Origin of the sequence: Paenibacillus gyeongsangnamensis (assembly GCF_027533625.1) — a bacterium.
In the GTDB taxonomy this organism is placed as follows: Bacteria; Bacillota; Bacilli; order Paenibacillales; family NBRC-103111; genus Paenibacillus_G; species Paenibacillus_G gyeongsangnamensis.
Map to the genome: position 1 here is coordinate 120137 of NZ_JAQAGZ010000003.1, position 15863 is coordinate 135999.

Here is a 15863-nt window from a genome sequence, read left to right on the forward strand (position 1 = left end):
GCATGGAACTTGATGGATCTCCTCAACGCGACCTTTACATTTTATTTAGATTCAGTTAACACCCGAATAACACAGAAACGTTAAATTAGAGATGTGGGAACGGTCCCACACTCTGGAAATGGGGTTAAAGAAAGCATGGTTCATACGATTAAAGAAATTGCGCTCCGTGCCGGCGTATCCAAGTCGACGGTATCCCGGGTGATATCGGGCAAAGGGTATACGAGCCCGGAAGTGCGGGAGAAAGTGCTTCAAATTATCGAGGAGCTGCAATATAAGCCGAATGCCGTCGCCAGAGCCATGGTATCGAACAGGACGTACAATGTCGGCGTGCTGATCTACCGGAGGGAGCATCCGATCGCTTCCCATCCTTTTTACGGTAAAATTCTCGATTCGATCTTGACGGCCGCGAGCAGCATGAATTATTCGGTCTTCGTTACGACGGACCATGAGATGTCGCTGCGTTCCGCCGATTTCATGTTCGAGAAAAGGGTCGACGGTCTTATCCTGATCAGCCGTCTCCAGCAAAACGTAATCGATTATATCAATAACTTCCAGGTTCCGTACCTGATGGTTAACGGCTCGACCGATGTGGACGACGTGATTCATATCGTCAATCGCGACGATGAAGGGGGACGGAAGGCGGCCGAATATTTAACAGGGCTGGGACACCGGCGCATCTTCGTGCTCGCCGGTCCGCAGACGCACCGCAGCCATTCCTTAAGGTTGAAAGGGTTTCGGCAAGGCTTAACACTGCTGGATATAGCGCTTAACCCTTCCTCCATTGCTTATCCGTCCACGTCGACCTTCGATGAAGGCTTCAGGACGATGGAGCGGGAGTGGGAGCATTTCCGGCAAGGGGGCTACACGGCGATCTTCGCCACCAACGACATGATCGCGCTGGGGGCCATGAAATGCTTGCTGGACCGGGGCGTCCGCATCCCGGAACAAGCCGCCGTGATGGGCTTTGACGGCGTCGATTACGGGGCCATGTTCTCGCCGGCGTTAACGACGATCGGGGTAAACATGGAGGAGATGGGCCGTCAAGCGTTCATACTGCTGGACAAGCTTATCCAGCAGGAACCGGTGACGGAAAGAAACGTCGAGTATGAGCCGCAATTGATCGTCAGGCAATCCACTGAAATTCATTCCTAGAAAGGGAGCGTAAAGATCACATGCGTTGGTATTTGAAGGCGTTAGGTCCTCGGAAAGTGATCGAATTTATTCTGCTTGTCGTGTTTGTCGTCTTCTTCCTGGGACCGCTGCTGAACTTGGCGATACTGGCTTTCACAGGCAAATGGAGTTATCCGGATATCATCCCCCATGAATGGTCGTTAAAATGGTGGAAGTTTGTTTTCCAGCAGCAGGACATTGCTAAATCGATCGGCTTATCCTTTATTATCGCCTCGATCGTCACCGCACTTTCTATCGTGCTGTGTATCCCGGCGGCTTATGCCTTTGCCCGGATCCGATTTCCGCTGAGCCGATTCTTCCTGTTCTCGTTTCTGCTGACGCACGCTTTTCCGAAGATGGGGCTTTATGTCTCGATCGCGGTGCTGTTTTACAAGCTTGGGCTAATGAATACGCTGCTTGGCGTTGTGCTGATTCATATCATCAATGTCCTTATGTTCATGACTTGGATTCCGACAGCCGCCTTCCGCAACGTGCATACGGCTCAAGAAGAATCGGCGAGGGATGTAGGCGCAAGTCCCTTCCGCGTGTTCCGCAGCATTACGCTGCCGATGGCGATGCCGGGGATTCTGGTCGCTTCGATCTTTACTTTCCTGAATTCGCTCGACGAAGCACAGGGCACCTTCCTGGTCGGCATTCCCAACTATAAAACGATGCCGGTCGTCATGTACTCGATCATCAGCGATTATCCCGCTTACGCGGGCGCCGTCTTCTCGATCATCTTAACGGCGCCTACCGTCATTCTGCTGCTGGCTGCGCAGCGTTTTGTCAGTGCGGATATCATGTCCAGCGGATTCCAGCTGAAATAACTCACAGCTTCAGCAAGCCATTCAATAAGGAGGCCTTATGAACACTCAATTGTCGATTCAGAACTTGACGAAACGCTATAAGACGGGTGACGGCGTGACGGACATCTCGCTGGAGGTCCGCAAAGGCGAGCTGGTCACCCTGCTCGGACCGTCCGGCTGCGGCAAAACGACGGTGCTTCGCAGCATCGGCGGCTTCCTGGAGCCGGATTCGGGAGATATTCTTATCGAGGGCCGAAGCGTTCTGAAGGCCCCTCCGGAAAAGCGTCCGACCTCGATGGTCTTCCAAGGCTATAACCTGTGGCCGCATATGTCGGTTTATGAAAATTTGGCCTTCGGCTTAAAAATCCGCAAAAAGAAAAAAGCCGAAATCGATCAAGCCGTTGCGGAGGTGCTCCAGCTCGTCCGTTTATCGGGAGCGGAGCGGAAATTTCCGAGCGAGCTGTCCGGCGGGCAGCAGCAGCGGATCGCGGTGGCCCGGTCGCTGTTATTGAAGCCGGCCGTTATGCTGCTGGACGAGCCGTTCTCGGCGCTGGACGCCAAACTGCGTCACGAAATGAGGGAAGAGCTGCGGGAGATTCAGGCGAATACCGGTTTGACCATGGTCTTCGTTACACACGACCAGGAAGAGGCGCTGTCGATATCCGACCGGATCGTCGTTATGAATCAGGGCCATATCGAGCAGGTCGCTTCCCCGCAAGAAATATACGATGAGCCGAAGACGCACTTCGCCGCGCAATTTATCGGTAAAATGAACTTTTTGAAGGGGGTGGTGGCGGAAGGTCGGGTGACGATAGATCAGCTCGCATTCCCTAATCCGAAGAAGCTTTCGGGGAGCGTGAGTCTGGCCATCCGACCGGAGGATGTCGTTCTGCAGGAGGAAGAAGGGGGCGGGCTCCAAGGCACGATCAAGCACGTCATGGTACTCGGGCATTATGCGGAAGTGTCCGTCGATGTCCCGGAGCACGGTACGATTCGATCGTTTCAACCGCGCGATCAGGTCAAGGACCTATGGCCCGGTCAACAGGTGAAAGTGAGCTTTGCAAAAACATTGGCATATCCGGCAGTCTAAACCCATTCTTAGGAGGAATTTATTCATGCTTCGCAAGAAAACGGCTGTAACGCTTCTGTCTGTCGCCGCTTTGGCTTCCACGATCCTGTCCGGCTGCGGCAGCGCCGATAAAGGCGCAAGCTCCGCTAACTCGGCTTCCAGTCCAGCAAAGGATGCATCCGCCGCCAAGCCCGTTGAATTCACCTTTTATTACACCGGCTCGCAGAACGTAAAGGATCTGTGGGACGCGCTGATTCCGATGTTCGAGAAACAAACGCCTGACGTCAAGGTCAAGCCTGTGTACATTCCTTCCGGTACGGGAGCCCAACCGACCTATGACCGCATTCTTGCGGCCAAGCAGGCAGGCAAAGGGTCCGGCGACATCGACTTGTACGAGGACGGATTATCTAACGTTACGAAAGGCCAAAAGGACGACCTGTGGGAAAGCTTAAGCGCCGATAAAATTCAAAATTTGGCCAAAGTGGACCAAAAAACGTTAAAGGACATTTCCAACCTGGCGGTTCCTTACCGCTCCTCCGCCGTTATCCTGGCCTATAACAGCGATAAAGTAAAAGACGTTCCGAATACGCTGGACGAGCTGTACGATTGGATCCGCAAGCACCCGCAAAAGTTCGCTTATAACGATCCTTCCACCGGCGGCTCCGGGAACTCCTTCGTTATGACGGCGCTGTACAAGAACTTGCCGGAAGAGGCGATTCACAATTCCGATCCGGCTATCGAGAAGCAGTGGGATCCGGGCTTTGCGCTGCTGAAGGACCTTGGTAAATATGTATACGGCAAAGGCATTTATCCGAAGAAAAACCAAGGCACGCTCGATCTTCTGGCCAGCGGCGAAGTGGACATGATCCCGGCCTGGTCGGATATGGTTCTGGATCAGCTCGCCAAGGGACAGCTTCCGAAATCGACGAAGATGAAGCAGCTGACGCCAGGCTTCAACGGCGGCCCGACTTACTTGATGGTGCCGAAGCTGTCGGAGAAGAAAGATGCCGTTAACAAATTCCTGAACTTCGTGCTTTCTCCGGAAGCGCAAACGGTTGTCGTTACCAAAATGCAAGGCTTCCCGGGCATCCAGCTCTCGAATATGCCGAAGGACATTCAAGACTCGTTCAAAGGCGCGTCGGAAGGCTTCCGTTCGTTCAATATCGGCGACCTGGACAAAGATATGTCCCAGCGCTGGCAAAGTGAAGTTGCTGCCCAATGAGTAAGCAGGTAAAAATGGGGATACTGGGGTTACTTCTGGTACTCCCCTCTTTTTTGGTGCTGTTCGTCATCGTAGTCATTCCGATCCTAACTTCCTTCAAGGAAAGCTTAACGAACAAGTCCGGCGGCTATGACTTGTCCAATTACATGTACTTGTTTACCGATAAGCTGATGCGCTCCAACATCATCTTTACGCTCGAGGTTACGATCATTTCCGTCGTTCTCGTGCTGATCGTCAGCTACGCGCTCGCCGTATATATGAGGTTCAATAACGGATTTGCGGTCCGCTGGATCCGCAAAATGTATATGATTCCGATCTTTATACCTTCCGTTATCGCCACGTACGGCTTGATTCAGATGCTGGGCAACCGCGGATGGGTATCCCGGTTCCTCGCTTTGGTTCATGTGGAATCGATGCCGCGGATCATTTTCGACATGAAAGGGATTATTATCGCCAATCTCTGGTTTAATATTCCGTTTACGACGATGCTGCTCGGCTCTGCGTTAACCGCGGTGCCGAACTCGGTCATCGAAAGCGCGAAGGATGTAGGCGCAAGGGGATGGAGCATCTTCTTCCGGTTCGTGCTGCCTCTGACCTACAAAACCTTGCTCGTTGCGGCCACGTTTGTTTTCATGGGGGTCATCGGCTCTTTTACGGCTCCCTTCCTGCTCGGCGCCAATGCGCCGCAAATGCTGGGCGTATCGATGGAGCAAATCTTCGGCGTCTTCCAGAATAAGCCGCTTGCCGCCGCCACCGCCTTCTTTACATTCCTTCTCTGCTCGGTCATGGGCTACTTCTACATTCGCACCATGATCAAGGAAGAGAGCGTGAGGTCCTCATGAAACGCACATTGCTCGATGTACAGGGGCAAGTTACGGCGGTTTGCTCCCGAAGTCATATCTCGTATAAGTTTCATCTCGGCGAGCCGGGTGGAAAGCTGTGGATCCGGTTCGTTTACGGGCCGAAAAATTTGGACGACATGGAGCTGGCGAAAAGCCTGATCTATGATAGCATTGAGAAATATACCGAACCAAGCAGGATTCCGCTCGTTCAAGCGAAATGGGAATCATATCTGCCGCTCAAAAACTTGATCACCGTTTCCGTCGACGATCCCGACAATCACCGCGGCGCCGGCCATCGCCACGATCCCGAGCAGCTGCTGTTTCTATCCGCGGAGGACGCTTCTCCCGGTCTCGTCAAGGGAGAGATTCCCGCGGGCATGTGGGAAGTCACGCTTAGTCTGCATGCCATTGTTACGGACATCTGCAATTATTCGCTGGAAATATGGCAGGAGGAGGAGTGACGGGAATGCAGTGGATTGCTTGCGAATTACACACCCATACGTTTCACAGCGACGGCAGGCAGACGCTGCTTGAGCTAGCCTCCGGGGCAAAAGCGCTCGGCTTCGATTGTATCGCCTTGACCGATCATAATACGATGACCGGGCTGCAGGACAAAGAGGCGGTCGAGCTTGCAACCGGCGTTGCCATCCTGCCCGGCATGGAATGGACGACATTTTACGGGCATATGGTGACGATCGGGGTCAAGACGTTCGTGGATTGGCGGCCGGCCGGCCCCGGCGATATCGATGCAGGCATAGAGCGGGTGCATGCGCAAGGGGGCCTGGCCGGATTGGCGCACCCATTCCGCATCGGAAGCCCCATCTGTACGGGCTGCTTCTGGGAGTTTCAGATCAAGGACTGGAATGCGCCCGATTATATCGAGGTATGGTCGGGGACGTTCCCGCCCATCAAGAGCGACAACCACCGCGCCTACCGGTTATGGACGGATAAGCTGAACGAAGGCTTCCGGATTGCGGCTACCTCGGGACGCGACTGGCATGTCCAGGAGGGGACGGATGAACCGGTATCGGTAACCTATCTCGGTCTGGAGGAAGGAGACGCCCCGGTTGCCGACAGAGCGTTTCAAGCGCTCGCTTCCGGCAGGGTGTCCGTCACCATAGGTCCGTTATTGATTATGGAGGTTGAATCGGGCGGCGCTTCGTACGGGATTGGAAGCGCGGTTCCTTGCGCGGCTGATGTGGCGGAATACAGGATGAAGGTATCGCTGGACTTTTCGGCGAGAGCCGGGAAATGGGAGCACCCCGAGCAAAATTATTCCCTCCGCATCCTGGGGAACACCGGAGTTCTGGGAGAACGATCCGTATCGGGAAACGATAAGGAGATCTTGATGGACGTTAACGGCGCGGGGCTTCGCTGGACCCGTGCGGAGCTTTGGGGAATCGTACGCGGCGTACGCGTGCTGATCGCTTTTACAAATGCCGTCTATTTTGACGAATAAAGGAGATGCTTACCATGGGAGTGCGTTTTCCGATAATTACTGCTCACAGCGGATGTATGGATACGACAGCTCATACGCTTCATTCGATCGAGACTGCGATCCGGCTTGGAGCGGATGTGGTCGAAGAGGACGTGCGGGTGACCCGGGATGGCACTCCGGTTCTGGCCCACGACGATGAATGGACGGCGCCGGATGGCCGGGAATGCCGCGTTTCACAAATGACCTTGGCGGAAATCCGCGAGCTGCAGCCTCTTTGTACATTGGAGGAGATGCTGCTCCTCATCAAAGCGTCGGGAAAAACGGCCAATTTGGATCTGAAGGTCGATGAAAGCATCGAGCCGGTAGCTGCATTGGTGAAGAAGCACGATTTACTGGGGAACGTCTTCTTATCGGGCTGCCAGAAGGAGCGGGCGATGAAGGTACAGCGGACGCATCCGGAGCTTCGGAAGCTGCTCAATGTGGATGCCGACCTGTTTCTGTCCAAGGAATACGGGGCGGCCATGGCGCAAACGTGTCATGACGCGAAATCCGCAGCATGCTTCGGTATTAACATCAATTTCCAGCTGGTGCGCCGGGAGCTTATGGATTATGCCGCCGCCGAGGGGCTGCCGGTTTACGTATGGACCGTGGATGACGAAGCCGTGATGAAGCGGTTCGTGGAGCTGGGCGCGGCCTCTATTACGGCGAGAAACGTTCTCCCTTTAATCCGGTTAAAAAGCGCGACGGAAAGCGGTTTGACGCCATGATTGAGAATTTATGCCGATGAATGGAGAAGAGCGAGCCTTGCCCTCCTGGACCGCCTGCAGAGCGGAGATATCAAGGCGGGCAGCAGCTTCTACCAAGCTGTCATTCCTGTGCTCGAGCTGCTTCGCGGAGTAAGCCCGGAACGGTCGGAATTTACCGCCTGGGAGGCGGAATATTATCACCTGGACGGTAATTTGCGCCGCGCCGGCGAGCTGTATAAGCAGGTATTGGAGCTGGTTCCGCCGCATGAGCTTAGAGAGTCGGAACTTGAGCACATACGCCGATTTTGCCCGGTGCTGCTGACCACTTCGAAGGAAATCTTTCCCTTGAAGGACGTGGTGGCCGTCCACCATCCATTCCGCCCGCTGATCGGATATCATTTGTTCTGGGAGGACGATTACGATTTTCCCGACGATTATGAGCCGTGCGACCATGAGGAGATTTGGGTGGAGTACGACCCCGCGGAAGGAACGGTCACGAAAGTGCTGACTTTCTTCCACAGCTACGTTATCGAATCGCAGGACGCTGTAGAGGAAGCACGCGAGAACGGCGGAAGGCCGATCGTGAGAATTGAATGGGGGAAGCACGGCTCGCTTCTGAAAGGATGGGAGGAGCTGACGATCCCGCTCAAGGACATTTCCGGCCTGGACTGGATGAAGATGACATATGAGCATGTGAAAGCAGGGGGCCGGGTTCCGGACCATCCGCTTAAACGGCACTGGCCGAAAGGCTTCGATGGATCGTTTGAAGAGTACACCGACTTCTCCGTCCCGGTAGATCCCTTAGCTTACCTGGAGCGCAAGCCGCTGCTCTTCAAATCGCTTTGGGTCAATGCGACGCTTTTCACCCGCGGGCTGCTTTACAATTTTCACCCGAAAATGGAATGGCCCGAACGGTTTCAGGCCCTGCTTCGGGAATAGCATAAAAGGGAGAATTCCGGGAACATCCCGGGTTCTCCTTTTTGCCGTTGTTTATGATTTCCCGAGAAATAATGATAAAATGCCTGCGGCAATCAGCGGCCCTACGGGAACGCCTCTCAAGAAAGCGACGCCCAGAATCGTCCCGAGCACGAGTCCGGTAACGACGGTCGGTTGATTTGTCATGAGCATGGCGCCGCGTCCGCCCAAATAGGCTACGCCGATGCCGATAAGTATGGCGAGCAGCGATTTCCAGTGCAGTACCGATTCGTATACGGCCTGCAGCGTGATTTTGCCGCTGGCCAGCGGCGCCAGGATGCCGATCGTCAAAATAATGATGCCAATCGTAAGTCCATATTTCTCGATCCACGGGAACGCCTGGTGAAGATGAGTTACCCGGAGCAGCAGAAGAAAAACGACGGCAATCGTGATGGAGCTGTTGTTGCTGATAATGCCAAGCGCCGCGAAAATGAGCAGAATAACGGAAGGCAGATCGATCTGGGGCATAGGAACCCTCCTTCTTTTGGTTTCTTTAGATTCAATGGTAATATAAAAAGGAGCGGCTTTCCATTCCCGATGTCAAAAAAAAGGAGCAGGTGAAGCATGATGGAGAAAATTGCGATCTACCCGGGTTCTTTCGATCCGCTAACCAACGGTCATATGGACATTATCGAGCGCGGCGTCAAATTATTCGACCATCTTATCGTAGCCGTTCTCGTGAACGCGGAGAAAAATCCGCTGTTCACCTTGGAGGAACGCATGGTTCTGATCGGTAAATCCATCTCGCACATTCCGAATGCCTCCGTCATCTCGTTTACCGGACTTACCGTGAGCTACGCCAGGCAGCGGGGCGCCTCCTTCATATTGCGCGGCTTGCGTGCCGTGTCGGATTATGAGTACGAATTGCAGCTGGCCAATACGAACCTTCACTTGGATCCCGAGATCGAAACGGTGCTCATGATGACGAGCAAGGAGTATTCCTTCTTAAGCTCCAGCGTGGTCAAGGGTGCGGCGAGACTGGGAGGCAATGTCAGCGGCCTGGTGCCACAGCCGGTGCTCGAAGCGCTCCGTTCGAAATTCAGCCAAGTCTAGAAATGCAAAGCTTTCTACTTGTGCGTTGTGATATACTTTGTTCACCGGATGTACAATGTATACCCTGCAGAGCGGGAAGGAAAGGCGGCGGCGTGATGTCCACTACCGATTCGGATCAACTTACCTTCAGGCGGATGCTCGCCTTTTTTATCCCGCTCGGGTTCTCCGCAAGCCTCGTGAGCATTTCTCACGTCATCATTAACAGTACGCTCGCCCGGTCGGCCAACCCGGAATGGCTTATTGCCACTTATGCGCTGCCGATGAGCATTATGGCCGTTACGGAACGGCCGGCGCTGCTGCTACGGCAGACATGCTCGGTTCTCGTGCGGGATCAAACGTCGTTCCGGGCGATGGCCCGGCTTACTTTTTATGTGCTTGGCACCATCTTCCTGATGGATATGCTCATCGGATACTCGCCGCTCGGCCCGGCCGTCTTTACAGGGTGGTTCGGGGCGGGGGCGGAGATGGTACATCCGATGCTGCACGTGTACAGGGTTTTGATGCTGGTAACGGTTTTCTCCGGCATCCGCTGCGTCTTTCACGGCATCCTCATCTCTCATATGCAGACCAAATGGCTCACGATCGGCATGGGCATCCGGCTCTTCGGGATGTACCTTCTATCGCTTTATTTTATATATTCGGATCAGGTGACCAGCGGAATGGTAGGCGCTTTCATCTTTCTATTCGGCATGATGATCGAAGCGGGGGTTAGCTGGCGGGAAGGCCGTAAGCTTTTGCTCCGTGCGCTCCCTGAGAAGCTGCCTAGTCATCCGATGGAGAAGCCCGAACAAATCTTTGCATTTTATAAGCCGATGCTCTATTCTTCCTTCCTGGCTGTTGTTACCGAGCCTTCGATCAATGCGTTCCTGGCCAATACGAGCGGAGTTCAGCTGGCGGTCGCCTCTTTCGCGATTGCGGCCGGATTGACGGAGCTCGTGCAAAGCTTCTTCTCTTACATACATCAGATCGTATTGAATTTTTACTATAAGGACGCACGGAAGGTGAAGCGGTTTATTCTTATGCTGGCCCCCATCCCCGGCCTATTGATCGCCTTCTTCGTTTATACGCCCTTCGGGCCTTGGTTCTTGACCCGCATGATGAGTTTGAACGACCGGCTGATGATGGAATGCTTATCGGCCATGCGGGTTTTTATGCTCTTGACGTTTATCTTTCCTGTGCTGGACAGCTTAAACGGCTGGTTGATGCTGAAGAACGAGACCAGGGTATTTGTCTGGTCTCAATTGAGCAATGTCGTTACCGTCCTCGTCACCTTAAGCTGCTGCATTGCCTTGATACCGGATTGGAACGCGCAGATCGGCGCTCTGGCGCAATCGCTTGGCGCTGCGGCCGAGCTAACGATGGCAGGGTTCGCTGTGTTCAGGATAAGCGGGTTCGGGAAAAACGGTTTTCTCCGTTCGTCCGGCTCATGCAGCAAGAAGAGATCCGCCGGACACTCTCTGTGAACCGTCCGGTTGTGCCGTTCCCCCGCTTGCATACGATGTGAGGAGCGGGTATAGGCACATGCGGGGCGTGACACGATGAAGTGGGATTGCTGCGGAGAACTACAAGTAGAAAGGGAGGTGCGCTCATGCTGCCGGACAAGGTTGAGCAGACCATGAGCCGTCTGTGCGCAGGGCTGCAATCCGTCTTGCCGGATAATCTGGATTCCGTTTACGTCTACGGTTCGGTTGCGCTGGGGGCCTATATCGAGGGGTCCAGCGACATTGATTTTATTGCCGTCCTTCGCCGCCGCATCACCGATTCCGAGTATCGGGCTATAGCCGCCGCGCATCACGAGCTAGAACAGACGATGCCCGGGACTGACATTATGGGAGCATATATTCGCCGTGAAGATCTGGGGAAACCGGCACACACCATGCGTCCGTTCCCGACCTACTTCAGCAACCGGCTGCATCTTGACGGAACCGGGGCGGATCTGAACCCCGTTACCTGGTGGATTCTCCGCCGTCACGGAATTTGCGTATACGGTTCCAATACGCCGATGACTTATTCGGCCACGGCCGAAGAGCTGACTGAATATACGCTGTACAATATGAACACCTATTGGGCGGGCTGGATCGGGCGGCTCGAACAGCAGCTTGTAAACTCGGAGCACAATCCGGCCCCTGAAGCCGTGAATGAGGCGGTAGAGTGGTGTGTTCTCGGGATGCTGAGACAATGGTATACCTTGAGAGAGCATGATGTGACGAGTAAAATCGGCGCAGGCGAGTACGGCCTTGAGCGGCTGCCGGGCCGATGGCACGGACTGATCTCCGAGGCCATAGCCATCAAACGTAGGGAGCCTGTACGGCAGGATTCCGCCGGGCCTGAGCGGCTTCGTGAGCTGGTGGAGCTGCTTCGTTATCTTCATCAGGAAAGTAATGGAGAATATCATCATTAACCTGGAGGTGCCGCACATGCCGGCTTCGTACATCCGTTGTCAGATTCCCGTTCTCCCCGTCCGGGATGTGAAAGAAACCGTCGCTTACTACCGTGATAAGCTCGGATTTGAGAAGGCTTGGATCTGGGAGGGTGACGGTTATGCCGCCGTACGCTGCGGAGAGCTGGAAATCCATTTGGATCAGCAGGAGCGGTTTGAGACTTACCGGGCGCATTCTTACTGGTTTGTCGAGAATGCGGATGCCATTTACGCCCGTTCCGGGATTTGAATGGTCATCGGTTCAGAGTAGCAGAGGGAGAGGGAGAGGCATAGGTATCGTCTGCACTCTCCGTGCCGTTAGACGTGAAGCCACCAAATGCCGGCGCACTCCGGCACGCGTGAAGCTTTTCCGGCCGCTACCCGATCGGCCAGCTCGTCTCCGAAGAAGAAGCGGGTCAGCTCCTCGGCTTGCCGGGGAGAGTCGAATTCATAATCCGTCCGGATCGCCCGATGGGAGAATCCGTAATCCTCCGTTAAAGCGGCATAATATGCGGTTAAGAAAGAGGGGGGCTTCGGCTTCTCCACCCCGGTACCCAGCGTCTCGAATAAAACGAGCGTTCCGTTCGGGCGAAGAATCCGTTTCATCTCCACGATCATTTGCCGGAGATTCTGCCGCCAGTCCGGTGTATTGCTGCTCGCCAAATAGCAGATCGTCCAGCCGGCGACGGCCAGGTCCGCGCTCCGGTCTTCCAATGGCAGGCTGCGGTGGTCGGCTGCAGCGGTCGTCCAATTCGATAAACCTGCCTCTGCGAGCCTTGCCGCGGCCACTTTCAGCATTGCTTCCGACGCATCGAGGGCTATAATCGAACGGGCGTAGGGGGCCAGAGGGACGGTAAGCCGTCCGGTGCCCGCTCCCAGGTCAACGATATCAAGACCTCTTATATTCTTGATTTCTTCGATGAAAGGGACAAGCTCCGGCTGCTTCGAGATCATCAAATGATAATTCAAGACTCCGTGCTCATAAATTTGATCGTGATTCGGCATATGAATGATTCCTCCTGCGTGATCGTCTCGCTTTCCTGATCTACCATAAGCTCTGACGTAACGTGAAGGTCAAGCGGCAAATCGATAGGTACGTTCTAACCCATTTCACAGCATCTTCAGCTTGCGAAGCGTGTCTTGGTTGATGCCGGAACGGATTTTTATTGAAACCTGCATGCGGTTGACCGCGACTCTTAAGCTGTCCAGCACCTCTTGCGCTTCGATGAAATATTCCTCGTCGCCGAACATCCGATAAAGTCTCATGTAGTCGTTATATTCGTCCAGCCATTCGTTGAAGTTAATAAAAATCATATTTTATCACTCCTTGCTTCCATTCTACTATGCGCATATTAAAATAAGATGAACACGGCATGAACGGAAACTGAATGATGAACAAGCCGGCCGCATGTTGTTCACAATGAAGAGAGGTGATCTTATTGAAACCTTTTTACGAAGCGACGATCGAAGAATTGCAGCAGGCCATGGAAGAAGGAAGCAGCTCGTCTTTGGAGCTGGTTCAGCAGTATATGGAACGGATTGCTCAGTACGACCGTCAGGGGCCCTGCATCAACTCGGTGCTGGAGCTGAACCCGGATGCACTGCATCTGGCGGAAGCCGCCGATGCTGAGCGGCGTCAAGGGAACGTATGGGGGCCGTTTCACGGGATTCCGGTGCTGCTGAAGGACAATATTCAAACGGCGGACCGGATGCATACGAGTGCCGGATCGATTGCGCTGGCGGGTCATTATGCACGAGAGGATGCGTTCCTCGTGAAGCGTCTTCGGGAGGCCGGAGCCATCCTTCTGGGCAAGACGAATATGACGGAATGGGCGAATTATATGACCGACGGCATGCCGGGAGGGTACAGCTCCCGCGGCGGGCAGGTGCTGAATCCTTATGGGGCGGAATTCCCCGCAGGAGGCTCCAGCACGGGGAGCGGAGCGGCGGTCGCCGCTGGATTTGCCGCCGCCTCCGTTGGCACCGAGACGTCCGGCTCCATTCTGAGTCCTGCGATTAACAATTCCGTCGTAGGGATTAAGCCGACCCTCGGACTGATCAGCCGGAGCGGGATCGTTCCGCTCGCTCACAGCCAGGATACCGCAGGACCGCTTGCCCGAACGGTCGCCGATGCGGCTCTGCTGCTCGGCATTCTGTGCGGCAAGGACAGGGAGGATGCGTCTACCGGAGCTTCGGCGGGCCGAGAAGTTCATGATTACCGCGTTTATTTGGACAAAGACGGCCTGAAAGGAGCTCGGATCGGCATTCCGCGCCGTGTTTATCACCAAACACTCCGAGATGAAGAGCGGGAGCGGTTCGAGGGCCTGCTGCGGGAAATAGCGGATGCCGGCGCAGAGCTCGTCGATCCGGCGGACATTGCGACGGCCGAGGAGCTGAATTACCGGTCCGAGGTATTCCGCCATGAGTTCAAAGCCGATTTGAACGCTTACTTAAGCAAGCTGCCTCCGGAGCTTCCCGTTCGGTCGCTGCGGGAGCTGATTGCGTTTAACGAAGCTCATACGGAGCAAGCTCTGAAATACGGTCAAGTCAAGCTGGAGTGGGCGGAGGAAACCACCGGAACGCTGACGGAGCCGAGGTATATTCTGGACCGGCTGAAGGACCTCCGGCTTTCGCGGGAGGAGGGCATCGACGCCGTGCTCAAGCGGCACAGGCTGGATGCGCTGTTGTTTCCCAGAGGAAACGGCGACGCCATTGCCGCTAAAGCCGGCTATCCTTCCATCGCCTTGCCGGCCGGTTATTTAAGCAGCGGCAAGCCGTTCGGCGTCATGTTCACGGGCACGGCGTTCGCGGAGCCGGTGCTGATCAAGCTTGCGTACGCCTTCGAGCAGCTTCGTCCGCGCAGGAAAACTCCCGCCTGGGATTGACTAGGCGGAACCCTCGCGGGAGTGGAACAGCTTCATGACGGCGAACCGAAGAACCAGCGGCACGGTAACGAAGCCGATCAACAGTGAACCGCCCAGGCCGGCGCTGCCGAATTCGGAGGAGAGCCAGGCACCTGCGACGATCCACATGATAATCAGGAGCAAGAAGAGTCCCGATAGAATTAGACATTTTTTCAGCATCTGCATCAGCCTCCCTATAAAAGCATTATACCATTTTCTGGAAGTGCTTGCGTATGTAAAAGCCGCCGCCCGGACGAAATTCTCAGGCAGCGGCTTTTTGAACGTTACGAAAGTTAGTTTGCCTTTTTTCCAATGGTGAAGCGTAAATTAGCGGGCGGTCCAGCCTCCGTCGATGATCAGCTCGGTACCGGTGACGAAGGAAGACTCGTCCGAAGCGAGGTACATGACGCCGTAAGCGATATCCTCCGGTTTGCCGAGACGGGGCAACGGCGTGCCGGCTTCGAACATTTGGCGTGCTCCCGCGTCCAGAGCCTGCTGAATCATCGGCGTCTCAATGATGCCGGGATGTACGGAGTTGACCCGAATGCTGTCTTTGGCCAGCTCGACGGCCGCGGCTTTGGACAGGGCGCGGAGCGCTCCTTTGGACGCGGTATAGCCGTTCGTGTAATTCAGCGCAACGATCCCAGCGATGGAGGAAATGTTAATAATGGAGCCGCCGCCGGCCTTCTTCATCTCCGGAAGTACATATTTCATTCCGAGCACGCAGCCGGTCAAGTTAATGTTCAACACCTTGTTCCACTCCTCGAGCGTGAATTGGCTGAGCCCGGCATCCGTGCTGACGCCTGCATTGTTGACTAACACATCGACCTTGCCGAACGATTCGACGGCCTTGTCGACGACAAGCTTCCAATCGTCCTCGGAGGTGACATTGTGATGCACGGCGATCGCTTCACCGCCGGCCTGCTTTATCTCCGCTACAAGCGCCTCCAGCGGTCCTGCCTGAAGATCGGTAGCGACTACTCTCGCGCCCTCTTCAGCGAACAGCCGAGCTTCCGCTGCGCCCTGCCCCATAGCGGCCCCGGTAATAATCACGACTTTGCCATCCAAACGTAAACGTCCCATGATGATCATCCTCCCTTAATCGTCAGTTTTATTTAAAATCGTCTGTAAAATCGACAAGTTATTGTTTAAACATCATGATGTCGTTTAATATTATATCGAGGACGCCGTTTCCTTACAAACATCAGCTTCGGAGGAAT

At 54.7% G+C, this 15863-nt stretch carries 19 protein-coding genes; 14 read left to right on the forward strand and 5 right to left on the reverse strand.

The window, feature by feature from the left end:
* Positions 1–135: 135 nt before the first annotated feature.
* Genes O9H85_RS05400 through O9H85_RS05440 form a run of 9 tightly spaced genes read left to right on the forward strand, consistent with a single transcriptional unit; the run spans position 136 to position 8232 of the window.
* Positions 136–1152 carry a LacI family DNA-binding transcriptional regulator gene (locus tag O9H85_RS05400; protein ID WP_269880265.1) on the forward strand — a complete coding sequence of 339 codons (1017 nt, stop codon included), beginning with the start codon at positions 136–138 and terminating at the stop codon, positions 1150–1152.
* Between the two features lie 20 nt (positions 1153–1172).
* Positions 1173–1997 (forward strand): ABC transporter permease, encoded by an 825-nt coding sequence (locus tag O9H85_RS05405; RefSeq protein WP_269880266.1) that lies wholly within the window; start codon positions 1173–1175, stop codon positions 1995–1997.
* A gap of 37 nt (positions 1998–2034) precedes the next feature.
* A complete protein-coding gene (locus O9H85_RS05410; protein WP_269880267.1) occupies positions 2035–3066 on the forward strand; it encodes an ABC transporter ATP-binding protein in 1032 nt (343 codons plus the stop codon).
* A 25-nt stretch (positions 3067–3091) separates the two neighbouring features.
* Positions 3092–4267: an extracellular solute-binding protein gene (locus O9H85_RS05415; protein ID WP_269880268.1), complete on the forward strand. Its 1176-nt coding sequence runs from the start codon at positions 3092–3094 to the stop codon at positions 4265–4267.
* The gene (locus tag O9H85_RS05420; protein ID WP_269880269.1) at positions 4264–5109 is read left to right on the forward strand and encodes an ABC transporter permease; all 846 of its coding nucleotides are present in this window, start codon (positions 4264–4266) and stop codon (positions 5107–5109) included. Before O9H85_RS05415 ends, O9H85_RS05420 begins: the two co-directional genes overlap by 4 nt.
* Positions 5106–5570, forward strand: a complete 465-nt coding sequence (locus tag O9H85_RS05425; protein WP_269880270.1) for a hypothetical protein — start codon at positions 5106–5108, stop codon at positions 5568–5570. Before O9H85_RS05420 ends, O9H85_RS05425 begins: the two co-directional genes overlap by 4 nt.
* A gap of 5 nt (positions 5571–5575) precedes the next feature.
* Positions 5576–6568 carry a CehA/McbA family metallohydrolase gene (locus O9H85_RS05430; protein ID WP_269880271.1) on the forward strand — a complete coding sequence of 331 codons (993 nt, stop codon included), beginning with the start codon at positions 5576–5578 and terminating at the stop codon, positions 6566–6568.
* 14 nt (positions 6569–6582) lie between these two features.
* Positions 6583–7314 (forward strand): glycerophosphodiester phosphodiesterase, encoded by a 732-nt coding sequence (locus O9H85_RS05435; protein WP_269880272.1) that lies wholly within the window; start codon positions 6583–6585, stop codon positions 7312–7314.
* A complete protein-coding gene (locus O9H85_RS05440) occupies positions 7315–8232 on the forward strand; it encodes a hypothetical protein (protein ID WP_269880273.1) in 918 nt (305 codons plus the stop codon). It begins immediately after the preceding gene.
* Positions 8233–8283: 51 nt separating this feature from the next.
* Here O9H85_RS05440 and O9H85_RS05445 read toward each other — a convergent pair whose 3' ends face one another.
* Positions 8284–8736, reverse strand: coding sequence for a DUF441 domain-containing protein (locus O9H85_RS05445; RefSeq protein WP_269880274.1), 453 nt, complete (start codon positions 8734–8736; stop codon positions 8284–8286).
* Between the two features lie 99 nt (positions 8737–8835).
* Here O9H85_RS05445 and coaD point away from each other — a divergent pair, with 99 nt between their 5' ends.
* From coaD to O9H85_RS05465, 4 genes are all read left to right on the forward strand, one after another.
* The gene (gene coaD / locus O9H85_RS05450; RefSeq protein ID WP_269880526.1) at positions 8836–9321 is read left to right on the forward strand and encodes a pantetheine-phosphate adenylyltransferase; all 486 of its coding nucleotides are present in this window, start codon (positions 8836–8838) and stop codon (positions 9319–9321) included.
* A gap of 95 nt (positions 9322–9416) precedes the next feature.
* On the forward strand, positions 9417–10784 hold the full coding sequence (locus tag O9H85_RS05455; protein WP_269880275.1) for a multi antimicrobial extrusion protein MatE: 1368 nt from the start codon (positions 9417–9419) through the stop codon (positions 10782–10784).
* A 125-nt stretch (positions 10785–10909) separates the two neighbouring features.
* The gene (locus tag O9H85_RS05460) at positions 10910–11722 is read left to right on the forward strand and encodes a nucleotidyltransferase domain-containing protein (RefSeq protein WP_269880276.1); all 813 of its coding nucleotides are present in this window, start codon (positions 10910–10912) and stop codon (positions 11720–11722) included.
* 16 nt (positions 11723–11738) lie between these two features.
* The gene (locus O9H85_RS05465) at positions 11739–11990 is read left to right on the forward strand and encodes a VOC family protein (RefSeq protein ID WP_269880277.1); all 252 of its coding nucleotides are present in this window, start codon (positions 11739–11741) and stop codon (positions 11988–11990) included.
* Between the two features lie 68 nt (positions 11991–12058).
* Here the strand turns inward: O9H85_RS05465 and O9H85_RS05470 are convergent, their stop codons facing one another.
* Positions 12059–12745, reverse strand: coding sequence for a class I SAM-dependent methyltransferase (locus tag O9H85_RS05470; protein WP_269880278.1), 687 nt, complete (start codon positions 12743–12745; stop codon positions 12059–12061).
* A 105-nt stretch (positions 12746–12850) separates the two neighbouring features.
* The gene (locus O9H85_RS05475) at positions 12851–13054 is read right to left on the reverse strand and encodes a hypothetical protein (RefSeq protein WP_269880279.1); all 204 of its coding nucleotides are present in this window, start codon (positions 13052–13054) and stop codon (positions 12851–12853) included.
* Between the two features lie 125 nt (positions 13055–13179).
* Here O9H85_RS05475 and O9H85_RS05480 point away from each other — a divergent pair, with 125 nt between their 5' ends.
* Entirely contained in the window at positions 13180–14625 is a 1446-nt protein-coding gene (locus O9H85_RS05480) for an amidase family protein (protein WP_269880280.1), read from the forward strand.
* Here the strand turns inward: O9H85_RS05480 and O9H85_RS05485 are convergent, their stop codons facing one another.
* Complete coding sequence (locus O9H85_RS05485) at positions 14626–14823, reverse strand: hypothetical protein (RefSeq protein ID WP_269880281.1); 198 nt, start codon at positions 14821–14823, stop codon at positions 14626–14628.
* 147 nt (positions 14824–14970) lie between these two features.
* On the reverse strand, positions 14971–15726 hold the full coding sequence (locus O9H85_RS05490; RefSeq protein WP_269880282.1) for a glucose 1-dehydrogenase: 756 nt from the start codon (positions 15724–15726) through the stop codon (positions 14971–14973).
* Between the last annotated feature and the right edge of the window lie 137 nt (positions 15727–15863).